15 protein-coding genes are annotated in these 16,021 nt (G+C 71.1%); 6 read left to right on the top strand and 9 right to left on the bottom strand.

Annotated elements, in window-relative coordinates:
• Positions 1–156 precede the first annotated feature (156 nt).
• Positions 157–1,380: an FAD-dependent monooxygenase gene (locus tag ACERM0_RS06905; RefSeq protein ID WP_373677816.1), complete on the top strand. Its 1,224-nt coding sequence runs from the start codon at positions 157–159 to the stop codon at positions 1,378–1,380.
• Positions 1,381–1,393: 13 nt separating this feature from the next.
• Here ACERM0_RS06905 and ACERM0_RS06900 read toward each other — a convergent pair whose 3' ends face one another.
• Entirely contained in the window at positions 1,394–2,455 is a 1,062-nt protein-coding gene (locus tag ACERM0_RS06900; RefSeq protein WP_373677815.1) for an alpha/beta fold hydrolase, read from the bottom strand.
• 145 nt (positions 2,456–2,600) lie between these two features.
• Between ACERM0_RS06900 and ACERM0_RS06895 the strand changes: the two genes are divergently transcribed.
• From ACERM0_RS06895 to ACERM0_RS06875, 5 genes are all read left to right on the top strand, one after another.
• Complete coding sequence (locus ACERM0_RS06895; RefSeq protein ID WP_373677814.1) at positions 2,601–3,101, top strand: ASCH domain-containing protein; 501 nt, start codon at positions 2,601–2,603, stop codon at positions 3,099–3,101.
• A 28-nt stretch (positions 3,102–3,129) separates the two neighbouring features.
• A complete protein-coding gene (locus ACERM0_RS06890) occupies positions 3,130–3,840 on the top strand; it encodes a Crp/Fnr family transcriptional regulator (protein WP_373677813.1) in 711 nt (236 codons plus the stop codon).
• Positions 3,841–4,068: 228 nt separating this feature from the next.
• On the top strand, positions 4,069–5,289 hold the full coding sequence (locus ACERM0_RS06885; RefSeq protein WP_373677812.1) for an FAD-binding oxidoreductase: 1,221 nt from the start codon (positions 4,069–4,071) through the stop codon (positions 5,287–5,289).
• Positions 5,290–5,354: 65 nt separating this feature from the next.
• Positions 5,355–6,992 (top strand): LuxR C-terminal-related transcriptional regulator, encoded by a 1,638-nt coding sequence (locus tag ACERM0_RS06880; protein WP_373677811.1) that lies wholly within the window; start codon positions 5,355–5,357, stop codon positions 6,990–6,992.
• A 113-nt stretch (positions 6,993–7,105) separates the two neighbouring features.
• Positions 7,106–8,020, top strand: coding sequence for an alpha/beta fold hydrolase (locus ACERM0_RS06875; RefSeq protein ID WP_373677810.1), 915 nt, complete (start codon positions 7,106–7,108; stop codon positions 8,018–8,020).
• A 121-nt stretch (positions 8,021–8,141) separates the two neighbouring features.
• Here the strand turns inward: ACERM0_RS06875 and ACERM0_RS06870 are convergent, their stop codons facing one another.
• The 8 genes from ACERM0_RS06870 to ACERM0_RS06835 are packed head-to-tail and all read right to left on the bottom strand — an operon-like array spanning position 8,142 to position 16,015.
• Entirely contained in the window at positions 8,142–8,927 is a 786-nt protein-coding gene (locus ACERM0_RS06870; RefSeq protein ID WP_373677809.1) for an SDR family oxidoreductase, read from the bottom strand.
• A gap of 14 nt (positions 8,928–8,941) precedes the next feature.
• Complete coding sequence (locus ACERM0_RS06865; RefSeq protein ID WP_373677808.1) at positions 8,942–10,342, bottom strand: MFS transporter; 1,401 nt, start codon at positions 10,340–10,342, stop codon at positions 8,942–8,944.
• Positions 10,339–11,319, bottom strand: a complete 981-nt coding sequence (add, locus tag ACERM0_RS06860) for an adenosine deaminase (RefSeq protein ID WP_373677806.1) — start codon at positions 11,317–11,319, stop codon at positions 10,339–10,341. The genes ACERM0_RS06865 and add overlap by 4 nt, the downstream gene beginning before the upstream one ends.
• On the bottom strand, positions 11,316–11,714 hold the full coding sequence (locus ACERM0_RS06855) for a cytidine deaminase (RefSeq protein ID WP_373677805.1): 399 nt from the start codon (positions 11,712–11,714) through the stop codon (positions 11,316–11,318). The genes add and ACERM0_RS06855 overlap by 4 nt, the downstream gene beginning before the upstream one ends.
• A 47-nt stretch (positions 11,715–11,761) precedes the next feature.
• Entirely contained in the window at positions 11,762–12,655 is an 894-nt protein-coding gene (locus ACERM0_RS06850) for a dihydrodipicolinate synthase family protein (RefSeq protein ID WP_373677804.1), read from the bottom strand.
• Positions 12,655–13,461 carry an enoyl-CoA hydratase-related protein gene (locus ACERM0_RS06845; protein WP_373677803.1) on the bottom strand — a complete coding sequence of 269 codons (807 nt, stop codon included), beginning with the start codon at positions 13,459–13,461 and terminating at the stop codon, positions 12,655–12,657. Before ACERM0_RS06845 ends, ACERM0_RS06850 begins: the two co-directional genes overlap by 1 nt.
• On the bottom strand, positions 13,458–14,654 hold the full coding sequence (locus tag ACERM0_RS06840; protein ID WP_373677802.1) for a CaiB/BaiF CoA transferase family protein: 1,197 nt from the start codon (positions 14,652–14,654) through the stop codon (positions 13,458–13,460). The genes ACERM0_RS06845 and ACERM0_RS06840 overlap by 4 nt, the downstream gene beginning before the upstream one ends.
• The gene (locus ACERM0_RS06835) at positions 14,651–16,015 is read right to left on the bottom strand and encodes an FAD-dependent oxidoreductase (protein WP_373677801.1); all 1,365 of its coding nucleotides are present in this window, start codon (positions 16,013–16,015) and stop codon (positions 14,651–14,653) included. Before ACERM0_RS06835 ends, ACERM0_RS06840 begins: the two co-directional genes overlap by 4 nt.
• Positions 16,016–16,021: the final 6 nt, after the last annotated feature.

Genomic DNA, 16,021 nt, shown 5'->3' with positions numbered 1-16,021 from the left:
CCGGCGGACGGCAACGAAGCACTGCCTCCGTAGCGTCGTCGACGCGGTCGATCTCCGACGGGACGCAGCAGCTCTTTCGACGCGCAGGCCGCCACCCAGCGGCCCGCAGACCCCTTTTACGCCCGTCACAACGCCGCGTGACGCTCAGGAGCACTCATGAAGCCGCAGACAGCCGCCATCATCGGCGGCGGCATCGCCGGCCCGGTCCTCGCCATGGCGTTGCAGCGCGTGGGCATCCACGCCACCGTCTACGAGGCGTACACGGAGCCGGCCGCGCACGTCGGCTCGTTCCTCAACGTGGCCTCCAACGGCATGGACGCGCTGGCGACCGTCGGCCTGGCCGACCAGGTCGCGCGCGCCGGACTCGCGACGCCTCGGATGGTGATGTGGAGCGGGACCGGCAAGCGCCTCGGAGAGGTCGCCAACGGCGTCCGCCTGTCCACCGGGATCACCAGCACCACGATCCAGCGCGGCCGCCTCCACCAGCTCCTGCTCGACGAGTTGCGGCGACGCGACCTGCCCGTCGTCCACGGCCGGCGGCTCACGGACGCCACCACCGGTGACGGCGTCGCACGGGCGAGCTTCGAGGACGGCACGTCGGTGGAGGCCGACCTGCTGATCGGTGCCGACGGCGTGCACTCGCGGCTGCGCACGATCATCGACCCCTCGGCTCCGCCGCCGAGGTACTGCGGGCTGCTGAGTCTCGGCGGCCACGCCCGGGACCTCGACCTGCCGGCCGAGCCGGGCACCTTCCACATGATCTTCGGCCGCCACGGGTTCTTCTCCTACACCGTTCAGCCGAACGGCGAGGTCTGGTGGTTCGCCAACCTCCCGCAGGCCCGCGAGCCCGCGCGCGGTGAACTGGCCGCCACACCCTCGGCGACCTGGCAGCAGCGGTTGCTGACCACGTTCGCCGCGGACCGGGCGCCCGCGCGCGACATCCTGCAGCGCACCACCGGCCACATCGGCGCCTACGCCCTGCACGACCTCCCGCACGTCGCCACGTGGCATCGTGACCGGATGGTGCTGGTCGGCGACGCCGCCCACGCCACCTCCCCGAGCGCCGGACAGGGCGCCTCGATGGCGATCGAAGGGGCGCTGGTGCTCGCGCGGGCCCTCCGGGACCTCGACGACCACCGCCAGGCGCTTCGCGGCTACGAGCACGTGCGCCGTCCACGCGTCGAGCGGATCGTGCGCTACTCGGCCCGCATCTCCGGCAGCAAGACGGCCGGGCCGGTCGGCCGCGTCCTGCGCGATGCGGTCATGCCCCTCGCGCTGCGGTGGCTCGCCAAGCCGGAGCAACACGCCTGGATGTACCGCCACCACATCGCGTGGGACCGGGACATCAGCAATGACCTCGCCGCCACAGCGGCGAACTGAGAGGCAGGTCGCATCAGCCTGGTCGGCTCTCGGCCGCGACGTCGAGGATCGCCGCGGTGACCCTGGCGGCGTGCTGCCGCTGGGTCACGATCGTGACGTGTGCCGCGTCGTCGAAGACGACGGTCCGCCCGCGGGTCGAGAGTCCGGCGAGCTGCTCCCGCAGGGCTGCCGCGGCCTCGACGGCCTGCCGACCCGCCGGCGTGGGGCTGTGGCCGGCCACGAGGACGCGCAGCGGCAGGTCCCCGAGGTCGACGTCGTCTGCGGCGAGGTCGGCACCGATGCGGTCGAGCGCGGCGAACTCGGCCAGATAGGCGTCGAAGTAGGCGGGCCGGACCTGCTGCACGAGCGCCTGCGTCCGGGTCGGTTCGGGCAGGTCGGCGATGGCGGCGGCGAACGGGTCGAACACCCGATGCAGGCCGATCCGGGAGGTCACCTGCAGCAGCCGCATCAGCAGCCGGCTCCGCCGCTGCTCGACCTCGTAGCCATCGATCGCCTCCGCCTGCCGTTCGTGAGACGGGTCGACGAGCACCATCCCGACGACCTCGTCGGGATGGGCCTGCGCGAACGCACGCACGTAGTGGCCGCCGAGGCTGTGACCCGCCAGGACGAAGCCGCGACCGCTCAGCCCGAGCGCGTCGAGGCCGGCCCGTAGGTCGGCGACCACGTGCTCGGCGTCCGGGCCGTCGGGTGACGGGTCGGACCAGCCGAGACCCGGCCGGTCGTAGGACACCACCGTCACCTGTTCCGCCAGCGCCGGCTGGATCCAGCCCCAGGCGGAGGTCATGCCGCCCATGCCGGTCTCGAGCACCACGACCGGGCCCTCGTGTTCCTCGCCGTCGACGACGAGGTGGAGCGAGCGGCCGTCGGGAAGCGCGACCAGTTCGCCCGGCGCCGGGTGTTCGCGTCCGTCGCGGGCCTCCGCGATCGCCTGCAGGGCCGTGCCGATCACGGCCAGGACCAGCAGCGACAGGAGCCCGCGGAACGACCAGCGTGCGAGCCGGCCCAGGCGGGGCGAGCGGTCGCGCCGGTCCGGCGTGCGCTCGGAGCGGTGCTGACCGGGAAGTATGGTGTCCATGAGGGCCTCCTGCGACGGTGGCGGCCGCGCGGCGGCGGCTCGATCGCGGTGACCGTGACCGGGGACGCTGCGGTGGCGCTGTCGTGTCGCTGCCGTCGCCGCCGTCGCTGGCCGGCCCGCTGGCGAGCCACGCGAGAGGTGTGCCGTGCCCGAGGACTTCGCTGCCGCCTACCGGCGCGCCACCGGGATGCGCCTCCCGACGGATCGCTTCGCCTTCGCGGACACCCCGGCGAAGGCCGACGAGCTCGCCGCGCTGGTCGCTCAGGGCCGCAAGCAGGCCACGGCGAGCCTGCTGGCCGACTACGACCCGCAGCAGGACCCGCTGCCCGTCACCGGAGAGCGATCCGTCGTACTGGACGGCCACGACGAGCCGGTCTGCGTCATCGAGACGACCGACGTCGAACTCCGGCCGTTCGACGAGGTCGATGCTGCGTTCGCGTACGCCGAGGGGGAAGGCGACCGCAGCCTGGACGGCTGGCGAACCGAACACGAACGGTTCTTCCGCGAGCGCTGCGAGGCGCTGGGTCTGGACTTCACCGGTGACCTGGAGGTCGTGTGCGAGCGTTTCACGGTCGCGTGGGCCCCGGCGAAGTCCCGGTACGCCGAACGGCCGGACGAATCGACGGCGCGCAGCGGCGATGGATGACCGACACGGCCCGTGGACGGATCCGGCGGTGGCGCGCGCACTCGCCGGGTCGTATCTGGGCGACCTGCCGAAGGCGAGCCGCGAGCAACTGTGGAACGGGGCACGGCTGACGTCGCTGCCGGCCGGCGAGGTCCTACGGCGGGAGGGCGACGCCACGGCGCACCTCGAGGTGGTCGTGAGCGGCTTGGTCCGGGTGTTCGTCACGGCACCGGACGGGCGCACCATGACGGTGCGCTACGTGTGTCCCGGGGGTCTGCTCGGTGGCGTGTCGCTGTTCGCCTCGCCCTTCGCGCTGCCCGCCACGCTGCAGGCCGTCACGGAGGTGCGGCTGCTCTGCCTCGACGCCCGTGTCGTCCGTCATGCGGCCGAGACCGACGTGCGCGTCGCCCGGGTGCTGATCGACGAACTCACCGAACGGGTCCTGTCGTTCATCCCCGAGATCCCCAGCGGCGCATTCGCGACGGTGCCCCAACGGCTGGCCCGCCACCTGCTCGACCTCGCGGTCGACCCGGCGACGGGGAACGACATGGTCGCTTCGGTGAGCCAACGGGACCTGGCCGACGCGATCGGCACGGTTCGCGAAGTCGTCGTGAAGGCCCTTCGACGGTTGCGGGACGCCGGGCTGGTGCGTACCGGACGCGACGGCATCGTGATCCTCGACCCGGAGGGGCTGGCGGCGGAGGCCTATCCCGGTACCCGCCCGGCCACCACCTCGGGCGAGTGGAACCCAGGTTCCTGACCCCGGCGCCGCACGCGGCGACGATGACCGGCCGGGCCGGGCAGCGACCTGCGCGGCCGGGAGAAGGTCATGGTGTCGACGCGCCTGCCCGTGGGCCGTCTGGCGGGGCGGTTCGCCGGCCGTGTCGTCGTACCCGGCGCACCTGACTACGAGCAACACCGGCGAGTGTGGAACGGCTCGATCGACCGTCGGCCGGCGGTGATCGCGTGATGCGCCGACGGCGACGACGTGGTCGCGGCGCTGGGCTTCGCCCGCGAGCACGCGCTGGAGGTCGCGGTTCGCAGTGGCGGGCACAGCTTCCCCGGACTGTCGGTGGTCGACGACGGCCTGGTGGTCGACCTCGGTCCGATGAAGGCCATCGAGGTGGATCCCCGCGCGGGTCGGGTCCGGGTGCAGGCCGGGGTGCTGCTCGGCGAACTCGACCGCGCGACGCAGGCGTACGACTCGGCGGTCCCCACGGGTGCCGTCACCCACACCGGCGTCGCGGGGCTCACCCTCGGTGGCGGGATCAGGTGGCTGATGCGCCGCCACGGGCTGTCGGTCGACCAGCTCTGGCGGGTGTCCCTGGTCACCGCGGACGGTCGACGGGTCGTGGCCGACGACCGTCACCACCCCGAACTCTTCTGGGGCGTGCGCGGCGGCGGCGGCAACTTCGGCGTCGTCACCAAGTTCACGTTCGACCTCCACCCGGTCGGGCCCGGCGTCCTGTCCGGGCTCGTGCTGTGGCCCTTCGAGCAGGCGGACGAGGTCACCCGCGTCTACCGCGACTGGTGCCGCGACGCACCACGCGAGCTCACGACGGCACTGCTGCTGCGTCGTGCGCCGGCCGTCGACCTGATCCCGGAAGACCTGCACGGTCGGCTGGTCGTCGGCGTGATGTGCTGCTGGTCGGGTCCGCTCGCGCGTGGGGAGCTGGTCCTCGCGCCTATGCGTCGTCTGGGCGATCCGGTCATCGACCTGACCGACGTGCGCCCCTTCGTCGAGCACCAGTCGATGCTGGACGCCAGCTACCCGCACGGCATCTGGGTCCACCTCCGAGCGTGTGACGTCGGTGTGCTGGACGACGAGGTCCTCGACGTCACGCTCGAGCACGCGGCGCGGATGCTGTCCCCCCGCTCCAGCGTCGTCGTGTGGCAGTTGGGCGGCGCGGTCGCCGAGGTGGATGCCGCCGCGACCGCCTTCGGGGGCCGTGCCAGCGGCCACGTGTTCAACGTCTCCGGTATCACCGCGGACGCCGAGGGGTTCGAACAGGAGCGCGCCTGGGTGCGCGAGTTCGGCAAGGCGCTCCAACCTCATGCGACCGGCGTCTACGTCAACTTCCTGATGGAGGAGGGCGCCGACCGGGTCGAGGACGCCTACGGCCGTGAGCGCTATCGGCGTCTGCAGGCCGTCAAACGCGCCTACGACCCCGACAACGTGTTCCACCGCAACCAGAACATCGCCCCCTGACCCCTGCGATCTCGACGGCGGCCCGCTTAGGATGCAGGTGCCGGCGGTGTCCGGGAGCGGTGTGCATGACCTCGACCGACGTCCTCGTAGCGGCGCGGGCCAGCATGGCACGGCGACGATGGAGCGTCGCCTACGCCGAGTTCCTGGCCGCCGATCACGAGAAATCGCTGGCCGCTGAGGATCGCGAACTGCTGGCCAGTGCGGCCCACCTGATCGGTGAGGATCGCGTGTGCGCCGACTCGTGGGAGCGCGCCCACCACGACCACCTGGCGGCTGGAGACGTCGCGGCCGCGGCCCGGTGCGCCTTCTGGCTGTCCTTCGGACTGCTCAACCGTGGCGAGACGGCCCGCGGCGCCGGCTGGCTCGCGCGGGCACGGCGGCTCCTCGACGACCATGACCTCGACGTGGTCACTCGCGGCTACCTGCGCGTGCCCGACGGCCTCCATGCCCTCGAAGCCGAGGGTGACGTCGCGAGGGCAGGTGGCGCGTTCCGGGAGGCGACCGCCTACGGCGAGCGCTTCGGCGATGCCGACCTCGTGGCGATGGGTCGGCTCGGGCAGGGCCAGGCCATGATCCGCGGCGGACAGATCGTCGAGGGCGTCGGCCTGTTGGACGAGGTCATGGTCGCCGTCACCGCCGAGGAGCTCTCGCCGATCGTCGCCGGCACCGTCTACTGCGCGGTGATCCTGGCCTGCCGGGACCTGTTCGACCTCCGACGCGCGCACGAATGGACGGAGGCGCTCGACGACTGGTGCCGGTCGCAGCCAGGACTCGTCGCCTTCCGCGGGCAGTGCCTCGTGCACCGTTCGGAGATCCTGCAGTTCCACGGCCTCTGGACCGAGGCCTGGGAGGAAGCGCGCCGTGCGCGTGACCGCCTCACCACACCATTCGGTCAGCCGGCAGTCGGCATGGCGCACTACCAACTCGCGGAGCTGCTCCGCCTCCGGGGGCGGTTCTCGGAGGCGGAGCGGGCCTACCGTCGTGCGCGTGAGGCCGGTCACGACCCGTACCCCGGCCTGGCGCTCCTGCGGCTGGCACAGGGACGCGTCGAGGAAGCCGCCGGTGCGGTTGGGCATGCGCTTCATGCGGCGACCGACCGCCTCGCGAGGGCGAAGATGCTGGCAGCCCAGGTCGAGATCATGCTCGCCGCGGGGGACCTGGACCGTGCCCGGGAGGGTGTCGACGAACTGGACGAGAGCGCCGCCGCGCTCGGCGCCCCGCTGCTGCAGGCGATGGCGGCACAGGCCAGGGGCGCGGTGGCCCTCGCCTCGGGGCGGGCCGAGGAGGCCGTCGAGGCCTTCCGTGACGCGTGTCGCCGGTGGCAGCGGCTCGAGGCACCGTACGAGCATGCCCGTACCCGGGTCGGCCTCGGGCTCGCATGCCGGGCGCTCGGCGACGAGGAGACCGCCGCGCTCGAGCTTCACGTGGGACGCGACGCCCTCGATGAGCTCGGCGCGGGCCCGGATGCCGAGCGGGCCACGAGGCTGCTGGGCGCGAGCGCAGGCATCGGCCACCGGCTGACGAGCCGCCAGCGGGAGGTGCTGGCCCTCGTCGCCGCCGGGCACACGAATCCCGAGATCGCGGCGGCGCTCGTCGTGAGCGAGCACACCGTCCGCCGTCACCTTCAGGACATCTTCGCCCGGCTCGGCGTGACGTCACGTGCGGCGGCCGCCGTCTACGCGGTGGAACACGGGCTGCTGTGACCCGCCTGGTACGGACGTACCAGAAGCCCCTCGCCACACGAATGGCATGGACGGGCGAAGGCGTGTGCTCACCGGATCCGTAGCGTCGTCGGCGACGAGCGAACGGAGCAGCCATGCAGACGACCAGAAGCGTCGCCACCCACGAAGCGGCAGCCATGGCGCGCAAAGCGCTCCTCGAGGACGTCCCGATGACCGAGCGGCAGCTGCGGGCAGCCGGGATCGATACCGCGCTGCTGGAGGGAGGCAACGGGCCGCCCATCGTGCTGCTGCACGGCCCCGGCGAGTCAGCGGTGAACTGGCGGTGGGTGATGCCGGACCTCGCCGAGACGCACCACGTCATCGCTCCTGACCTGCCGGCACACGGTTCGAGCGGCGGCGGTGACGAGGACCTCGACGAGGACCGGGTGGTCGACTGGCTCGATGACCTGATCGCGCAGCGTTGTTCGACAGCACCCGTCGTCGTCGGTCATGTGCTCGGCGGCGCGATCGGGGCCCGCTACGCGATCCGTCACGGCGACCGCCTCGAGCAGCTCGTCCTCGTCGACTCGCTCGGGCTGGCACCGTTCCGACCGACGGCCCGGTTCGCCACGTCGTTCGTGCGCTTCGCCGTCCGGCCGACCGAGCGGTCCTACGAACGCTTCATGGGCCAGTGCGCCTACGACCTGGACGCGCTTCGTGCCGACATGGGCGACGAGTGGCCCGTCTTCGTCGCCTACAACCTCGGTCTCGCCCGGTCGCCGCGGTCCAGGGCCGCCGGGCGGTTGTTCCGTCGGCTCGGTGTCCCCCGGATCCCCGACATGGACCTGGCCCGTATCGAGGTCGGCACCGCGCTCATCTGGGGTCGCCACGACCGTGCGAACCCGCTCGCCGTCGCCGAGCACGCCAGTCGGCGCCACGGCTGGCCGTTGCGCGTCATCGAGGAGGCCGCCGACGACCCGCCGCGCGACCAGCCGGCGGCGTTCCTGCGCGAACTGCGCGCCGTCATCGACCCTTCCCGCCCGGCCACGCCCCGGGCAGGAACGTCCTGACGCACTCCCGTTCCCGAGATCGCGCTCGCATCGCGGCACTGCGTCAGCAATAGGCATCGGATCGCTGTTCGTCGGCGTGTCCGCTTGCCGGGTGTGCAGCGGCCGATCGATCGCGCCTCGATCACACGCTCGGAATCATCCCGCCGTCGACTCGGATGATCGAACCATTGACGAAGGATGCCTGCTTCGAGGCGAGGAAGGCCGCCACGGCGCCGTACTCGGCCGGGTCGCCGTAGCGGCCGACCGGGATCGACGCGGTCGACTCGGCGACCACATCGGCAACCGGTCGGCCTTCGCGTTCGGCCTTCTTCTCGTCGAGGAACGTTATGCGCTTCGTGGCGATCCGGCCCGGCAGGACGATGTTGCAGGTGACCCCGTCAGCTGCCACCTCGGCGGCGAGGGTCTTGTTCCAACCGACCAGCGACGAACGTAAGGCGTTGGACAGACCGAGATTCGGGATGGGGGCGACGACCCCAGACGACGTCGACGTGATGACACGCCCCCAGCTACGCGCTCGCATGGACGGAAGCACGCGGTCCGTCACGGAGATGACCGACAGCACCATCTGCTCGAAGTGGCGGCGCCAACTGGCGGCGTCCTGTCCCGACACCGGCGTCGGTGGGGGCCCACCGGTCATGTTCACGAGGATGTCCACGGGCCCGAGGTCGGCTTCGACGGCGGCAACGTGGCCGTCGATGGCGTCGATGTCGGCGAGATCCCATGCCAACGCCGTCGTCGAGACCCCTCGCGACGCGCACCGATCGGCGGTGCTTCTTGCCGCGCCTCCGTCGATGTCCGCGGCGGCGACGGCAACGCCCTCCCCCGCGAGCGATTCGGCGATGGCACTGCCGAGTCCGCCGCCGGCGCCCAATACGAGACTGGTTCGTCCTGCGATGCCGAGATCCATGGATTCTCCTGTGTCTATGCCTGCCCACCTGGGCTGGCCCGTAGGTCTTCGTCGGGTGGCATCGAGAGGTCGACCTTCAGCGGTGAACGCGGGCGATGATGCCGACGCCCGCGACGGCGGAGGACCAACGGCAGCACGATTCCACCGGCGAGGAGCACCGAGGAACTCGCCACTCCTGTGGGAACCGTCGTCCGTTCGGCGACGGCGCCAACGACGATCGGCCCGAGGGCGCCGCCGGAGAACAGAAACAGTTGGAAGGTGCCGATGGCCGTGTTGGCCTGAGGCTCGCCGGGAGCGCGTAGGACCGAGGTGGTGTGGACCACTTGTGCGCTCATGCTGGCGGTCGCCAACAGGCACAAGCCAGCAACCCAGGCCAGCGGCGTCCCGCCGAACGTGATCACCACGAGGCCGCCGAGACCGGCGAGCACTGCGGCGTGGGCGACCAGTGACCAACGGGCTGGCCGCACGTGCCGGCCGGTGAGACGTGCGGCGACCGTGCCGACAGCGGCCGCGGGCAGGACGGCCAGCCCCAACTGGAACGGCCCCCAGCCGAGCGCATCGGTGAGCAGGAGCGGCACGGCGAACATGCCACCGAGGTAGATCGCCAGCAAGCACATCGCGGCAACGCCGGCACCGACGAGCGACGGGTCCGTGATCAGGTCGCGGCGTAGGAATCCGCTCGGGCGCCGACGGACGCGGGCGACCAGGCCCGCGATGGCGGCCATGGAGACGACGACCAGCGGCCACACGCCGACAGACGAGCCGATCGCGAGCTGGCGAAGAAGCAGGAGCGGGGCTGCAACCGCAGCGAAGGTGAACGCCGCACCGGGCCAGTCCACGTCGCTGCCCGGTTGCGGCGTGTCTGGCAGGTCGCGCCAGATCGGTACGGCGACGAGAACGGTGAGCAGCGGCAGAGCCAAGGTGGCTCGCCAGTGCACGGCGCCGGCGAGGCCCCCGCCGAGCAGCGGGCCAGCCCCGGAGTGGATCGACACGACGGCCGTGAGGAAGCCGACCCGACTCGCGCGCTGACGAGCACCACCACGTGCAAGTCTTGCCAGGGAGAGCACCGGGATGGCCCCCGCACCGACGCCCTGCACGAGGCGGCCGACCACGATCGGGGCGAACGACGGTGAGACGGCCGCCATGGTCCCGCCCCCCACGAAGAGCACGGCCCCCCACACCCAGGCGCGACGCGGACCGAGACGGTCGCCGAGCTGCCCGAACAGCACCGTGCCGATGGGAAACGTGACCGAAAACGACGCCAGCACCCAACCGGCGGCGGACGTGTCGAGCTCGAGGTCGCGAGCCAACTGTGGGATCACCACGGAGACGGCCGAGGACGCGAGCACGCTCAGCGCCGTCACCAGGGCGTAGGCGCCGACCGTGCGGCGCCCGGGTGAGCCGTCACCGCTCATGTGGCTGGCGTCGTCTGCGACGCGAGAGCGCGAAGTGCCGGGCCGCGCACATGATCAGGCGCCGCGCTGTGCCTCAGGGAGTGCGCAGCGATCGCCGCCACCGGGAGTCCGTGTGCTGCGGCGGTCGCGTACTCCTGGGCGACGTCGCTGCCGAAGAAAGTCGGGTCGTCGCTGTTGAGGCTGACGGCGACTCCGGCCGCCACCAGCCGATGGATCGGGTGTGCGCTCCAGTCCTCGGCCACACCGAGCCGCAGGTTGCTGGTCGGGCAGACATCGAGGCATCGCTGGGTGTCAGCGAGCTGCTCGAGCAGCCCCGGGTCACGAGTCGCGGTGATGCCGTGGCCGATGCGATCCGCGCGTAGCAACTGCAGCGCCTCGAGTACCGCGTGCGGCCCCTGCGTCTCACCGGCGTGAGGGACGGCGAGGAGCCCAGCTTCCCGTGCCCGGGCGAACAGCGGCGCGTACGGACGAGCGGGGTGGCGCTCGTCCCCGACCAAGCCGAGTCCGACCACACCACGACCGGCATAGCGTTCGGCGAGTACGAGGGTGCGCCGTCCCAGGTCTGTGCCGTGCGCACGGTTGACGGCCAGCACCACGGCAGCCCCGGTGGCGTCCCCCTGTGGTTCGGCCAGGCCGGCCAACACTGCCTCCAGGAGTGCTTCCTCCCGGCCGAGTCGACCGCCGTAACTGAACGGCGCGAAGTGCACCTCGATCCAGACGCAGCCCTGTTCGAGGGCGTCCTCGGCGACCTCACGCGCCACCCGCTGTAGTTCGTCGAGGGAGCCGATCAGATCGCGCGCCGTCTCGTAGGCGACCACGAACGCGGCCAGGTCGGTGAAACCCTCCAAACTCGCGGCCGGAACGTCGCGCCTGCGCGCGTACTCGACCAACGTCGCCGGGCGAGCTGCACCCTCGAGATGCAGGTGCAGATGCGCCTTGGGCAGCCGCTCGGAGCCCCCGTCACCGTTGGCACTCACCGGCTGTCTCGCACGTACTTCACCGGGAGCAGGTCTCGTCCCGTCATGACCTCGGGCCCGGCATCGCCGGGCACGACGACCTCGACCGCCTCACCCCCGTAGTCATGCAGCATCTCGCGGCACATGCCGCACGGCGAGCAGACGACGGGCGGCAGCTGTGCGTCCGGCTTGTAGACCGCCACGGCGCGCATGATGGGGCCATCGGCGGCCATGACGCTCTGACCGAGCGCGATGGGTTCTGCGCAGACCGCGATACGCGACACGTAGGCCTGCAAATTCACGCCCGTGTAGACCGCACCGGACGCCCCGCGGACGGCGGCGCCGACGAAGTGCCAACCGGGCCGGTACACGGCCTCGACGGCCGCACTTGCTGCGGCCAGAAGCTCGCTGTCCACTGAAGGCACCGGGTCGTCGCAGCTGCTCACACCAGACCTCCGAGGAGTCAGATCGCCGGGACCGTGTCCAGGTGCTGCTCGATGCGGGCCGCCACCACAGCTGGCAGCGGTGCCGCCGGCGGCCGCACGACCGCGCACCGCATCGCCCCACGCCGGCGCAGGATCTCCTTCCGGATCGCCAGCGCGATACCGAGTTGGGCCTCGAAGTTTGCGATCGGCAGCCAAGGGGCATAGACCTCGCGCGCAGCCGGGAAGCCGTCACGGTCGAACGCGTCGACGCAGGCCTTGAGCGCCTCGGGGAACGAGAAGCCCGTCATCGCGCCGGCCGCGCCAGCGTCGAGTTCGTCCAACAGGCCCACTCCCCCGAGGCCCCCGAACACCGGCACGTTGGTATGGGGTGCGAGGTGGGCAACGGCGACAGCACTCGGTACCGCCTCCGCCTTCACCGCGACGGCCACCTCCGAATCGTCCACGGCCTGACGCAGCGCCGACGCGGAGATGTGGACGCCGGACTGGGCGGGGTAGTCCTGCGCGATGACCCCGACGCCGGCCGCCGCCGAGACGCGCCGAAGGTGTTCGGTCGTCACCTCGGCGTCGGCCGATGGCGCCTTGGTCATGACAGCCCGCAGACCGGGTGCCTGGGTCACGAGACGGGCTGCCAACTCCGTTGCCGGGGCAGTTGCGAGGGCGTCGATGCCGGCGACGACCGGAAGCTCCCCCGCCGCCTCGACGACCGCGGCCAGGACCTGCTCCTTCTCCGCGGTGGACAGACGCGCGGCCTCACCGAACACGCCCAGGGCGACCACGCCCGTGGCACCGCGCTCGCGCAGGAAGTCGACGCCCGTACCGACCGAGTCGAGGTCGACCTCGAGATCCTCGCGGAACGGGGTGGGGAGGATGCCCCACACCCCCCGCTGGAGTGGTTCGAACTGTGCCGCCATCAACGACCCTTCCAGACCGGAACCCGCTTTTCGCGGAACGCGCGGGGGCCTTCCTGCCCATCCTCGGAGTCGAAGGCCGCGAGCACGGTCGGCAGGCGGATGCCTTGCGCTTCCTGGGGTGTGAGGTGTCCCGTCCGCTGGACGAGCTGCTTGATGGCCTTCACGGACAGCGGGGCACAGGCCAGCACCTGCTGGGCCAACTCGTCGACGGCATCGTCCAGGTCGGACATCGGCACCACCCGGTTGACCAGGCCGAACCGCAGCGCTTCCTCCGCGCTGATGCGTCGACCCGTGAGCAGCATCTCCATGGCAAAGACGCGTGGGATCCGCCGCGGTAGCAGCGGCATGCCACCATCCGCCGGGAGACGGCCGACTCGGGGTTCTGGCAGCGCGAACTGCGCATGGTCGGCCGCAACGACCAGGTCGGCGCCCAACATCATCTCGAACCCGCCGCCCAATGCGTAGCCGTTGACACGGGCGATCACCGGGACGTCGAGGGTGTCGCGCAGCGACAGACCACCGAACCCGCCGGCACGTTCCTCGGCCCAATAACGCAAGCCGTCGGGTCCGTCGCCGTCCTCAGCGGACATGTCCGCTCCGACGCAGAACGACCGCTCGCCTGCGCCGGTGAGGATCACCAGCCGCACGTCGTCGTCGGTCTCGAGTTCGTCCCAGATGTCCTGCAGGCGCCGAAGCGTCTTCTGGTCGACCGCATTCAGGACCTTCGGCCGATCGATCGTGACCCGAGCAAGGTGGCCCTCACGCTCCAGGCGGACTTCGTCGGTCGGCCCAGTGTCGTCGTTCATCCCAGCACCCCTTCTGCTGCCAGTCGGTCGATGTCGGCCTGGTCCATGCCGAGCACGTCGGTGAGCACCTCGGCGGTGTGCTGCCCGAGCTTGGGTGGCGGCGACGGTTCACGCATCGGGGTGGAGGACAGCGTGATCGGGGACGCGATGGTCCGGACGGGAGCTTCGTCGCCTCGAGGGATGTCGACGACCATGCCGTTGTGCTTGGTCTGCGGGTCTTCCAGTGCCTCGCCCAGCGACTGGACCTTCGCGCACAACAGGTCCTGGTCCTCCAGGCGTTCGAGCCAGTACTCCACGCGGTTCTTCGCGAACTCGCGTGTGAAGACCGCCTGCAACTCCTCGCGGTGGGCCATCTGACCATCGAAGGTGGCGTATCGCTCCTCCTGCGACAGGTCCTCGATGCCGAGGGCGACGCAGATGTCGCGCAGGGGGTTCTGCTTGAAGGCGCCGATCAGGACGAAGGCACCGTCCGTGGCGTGGAAGACACCCGAGAGCGGATAGGCGGCCCAGTTCAGGATCTGTCCGGTCATCAGGTGGGCGGTGGCCTCCTGCATCTGCATCGACAGCAGCGCGTTGAACAGGGAGGCGTCCACCCGCTGCCCCTCGCCGGTCAGGTCGCGTGCACGCAGCGCGAGCAGTACGCCCTGCACGAGGTGCATGCCGGCGGAGTAGTCGGCGAAGGTGGTGGCGTAGACGGACAGCGGGATGGACTGGTCCGCTCGACGTTCCATGACGCCGGTCAGCGCCTGGGCGAGCGCATCCTGACCACCCTTGTGCTGGTACGGGCCGGTTGGCCCGAACCCCGAACCGACGGCGTAGATCAAACGCGGGTTGATGGCGCGGCACTCCTCGTAGCCGAGGCCGCGGCGCTCCATCGCGCCGGGTCGGAAGTTGTGCACCAGCACGTCGCAGTTGGCGACGAGGTCACGGATGATTCGCCCACCCTCGGGTGACCGCAGGTCGACCGTGATCGAGCGCTTGTTGCGGTTGAGACTCGCGAACACGGGGTTGTCCAAGCCCGCAGCCTCGCCCATCGCCGAGCGCGAGAGGTCACCGGCTCCAGGCCGTTCAACCTTGATGACCTCGGCACCGTGGTCCGAGAGCAACTGCGTGGCCGAGGGGCCGAGCATCACCTGGGTGAAGTCGAGCACCCGGATGCCGGACAGCGGCTGCACGTCTGCGTTCCCGTTCATGCCGGCACCTCCGCCGCCTCGAGGATGGTCGCGTTGGCCGACGGAACGTCACCGGGGTCGGCGCCTTGGGCGCGCAATCGCCGCTGCACCTCCGCGACGTCAACGTCGCGGACGCGTACACCGCGATCCAGCGCCGTCGCTGCCGCCACACCGGCGGCCTCGCCCATCGACATGCATGGCGGAATCTCCCGCGACATGCGCTGAGCGTCGGGGGTCGCCGAGTAGTGGCGCCCGGCGAGCAGCAGTTGGTCGACGTGCTGCGGGACCATGGCCCGGTAGGGCGTGTAGTAGTCGCGGCCGCGCGCCACGGAGTCGGCGAAGTGGTGGCGTCGGACGATGTCCTCCTTGGTCACGACGTACTCGCCTTGGATCAACCGGGACTGGCGCACGCCGATCTGGGGGGCCACGTCGACGACATGACAGTTCTCGAAGCCGGGCAGGTTCTCGCGGGCGAAGTCGACGAGGTCATTGATGTGGCGTCGCCCCTCGAACTGCGCGTTGGTCAACGCGACCGGGTCGGTCGCCGAGAAACCCCGCATGTGGGGACAGTTGCACCACACGATCCCCTCCAGGGGCGTGCGCAACCACCACAGGTCCCACGAGCCGCCCAGGATGCGCTTGGCCTTGCGGTTCAGTTCACGGGCCTTCTCCGGCTCCTCCCACTCGAACCGTTCGGCGGCGTCGACGTCGACATTGCCGAGGCGGAACACCGGAGTGACGATGTAGCTGTCCTCGATCAGCGGTGCGCCCGCCGACCAGGCGACGTCGGCATCACCGGAAGCGTCGATCACCACGTCGGCGAGGATGGCCTGCGGGCCCTCCTTGGTCTGCACCACCACGCCACGGACCGTGCCGTCCTCGACGAGCGTCTCGGAGAACCAGCTGTGCAGGCGCAGCTCGACGTTGCTCTCCTGCACCAACTCGTTCGACACCTCCTTCCACCCTTCGGGATCGAACGCGACCGCGTACACGATCGGCTTGGGGCGGCCATTGCTGTGGATGTCGAACGCGCCCCAACGCGTCCACTTGCGGATCGCGGCCTCGTCCAGGCCACGTTCGGCCTCGGACGGGTACGCGGCCAGCCCCTTCGCGGCCATCCTCTCCACGAACTCGTCCACGAGACCGCGGACCGTGATCTCCTGCCCGTTGACCATGTCGTCGAGGACGAGCACGAATCCGCCGGCGGCCATCCCGCCCAGGGCTGCGTAGCGCTCGACGAGTGTGACCCGGGCGCCGTTGCGCGCCGCGGAGACGGCGGCCGTGGTTCCGGCGGGGCCACCGCCGACGACGACGACGTCGGTCTCGGACACCACCTTTGCGTTGCGCTCGGCAAGGCGCACCGTGCCGTCACTGATCCTCATGGTTCA

This window comes from Egicoccus sp. AB-alg2 (genome assembly GCF_041821065.1).
In the GTDB taxonomy this organism is placed as follows: domain Bacteria; phylum Actinomycetota; class Nitriliruptoria; order Nitriliruptorales; family Nitriliruptoraceae; genus Egicoccus.
This window is presented reverse-complemented; position numbering and strand designations above follow the sequence as displayed.

What these genes read in the sequence shown, in the direction of transcription:
- ACERM0_RS06905 (WP_373677816.1), top strand. Translation starts at nt 157, where the DNA reads ATGAAGCCGCAGACAGCCGCCATCATCGGCGGCGGCATCGCCGGCCCG.
- ACERM0_RS06900 (WP_373677815.1), bottom strand. Translation starts at nt 2,455, where the DNA reads ATGGACACCATACTTCCCGGTCAGCACCGCTCCGAGCGCACGCCGGAC.
- ACERM0_RS06880 (WP_373677811.1), top strand. Translation starts at nt 5,355, where the DNA reads ATGACCTCGACCGACGTCCTCGTAGCGGCGCGGGCCAGCATGGCACGG.
- ACERM0_RS06875 (WP_373677810.1), top strand. Translation starts at nt 7,106, where the DNA reads ATGCAGACGACCAGAAGCGTCGCCACCCACGAAGCGGCAGCCATGGCG.
- ACERM0_RS06870 (WP_373677809.1), bottom strand. Translation starts at nt 8,927, where the DNA reads ATGGATCTCGGCATCGCAGGACGAACCAGTCTCGTATTGGGCGCCGGC.
- ACERM0_RS06865 (WP_373677808.1), bottom strand. Translation starts at nt 10,342, where the DNA reads ATGAGCGGTGACGGCTCACCCGGGCGCCGCACGGTCGGCGCCTACGCC.
- ACERM0_RS06850 (WP_373677804.1), bottom strand. Translation starts at nt 12,655, where the DNA reads ATGGCGGCACAGTTCGAACCACTCCAGCGGGGGGTGTGGGGCATCCTC.
- ACERM0_RS06845 (WP_373677803.1), bottom strand. Translation starts at nt 13,461, where the DNA reads ATGAACGACGACACTGGGCCGACCGACGAAGTCCGCCTGGAGCGTGAG.
- ACERM0_RS06840 (WP_373677802.1), bottom strand. Translation starts at nt 14,654, where the DNA reads ATGAACGGGAACGCAGACGTGCAGCCGCTGTCCGGCATCCGGGTGCTC.
- ACERM0_RS06835 (WP_373677801.1), bottom strand. Translation starts at nt 16,015, where the DNA reads ATGAGGATCAGTGACGGCACGGTGCGCCTTGCCGAGCGCAACGCAAAG.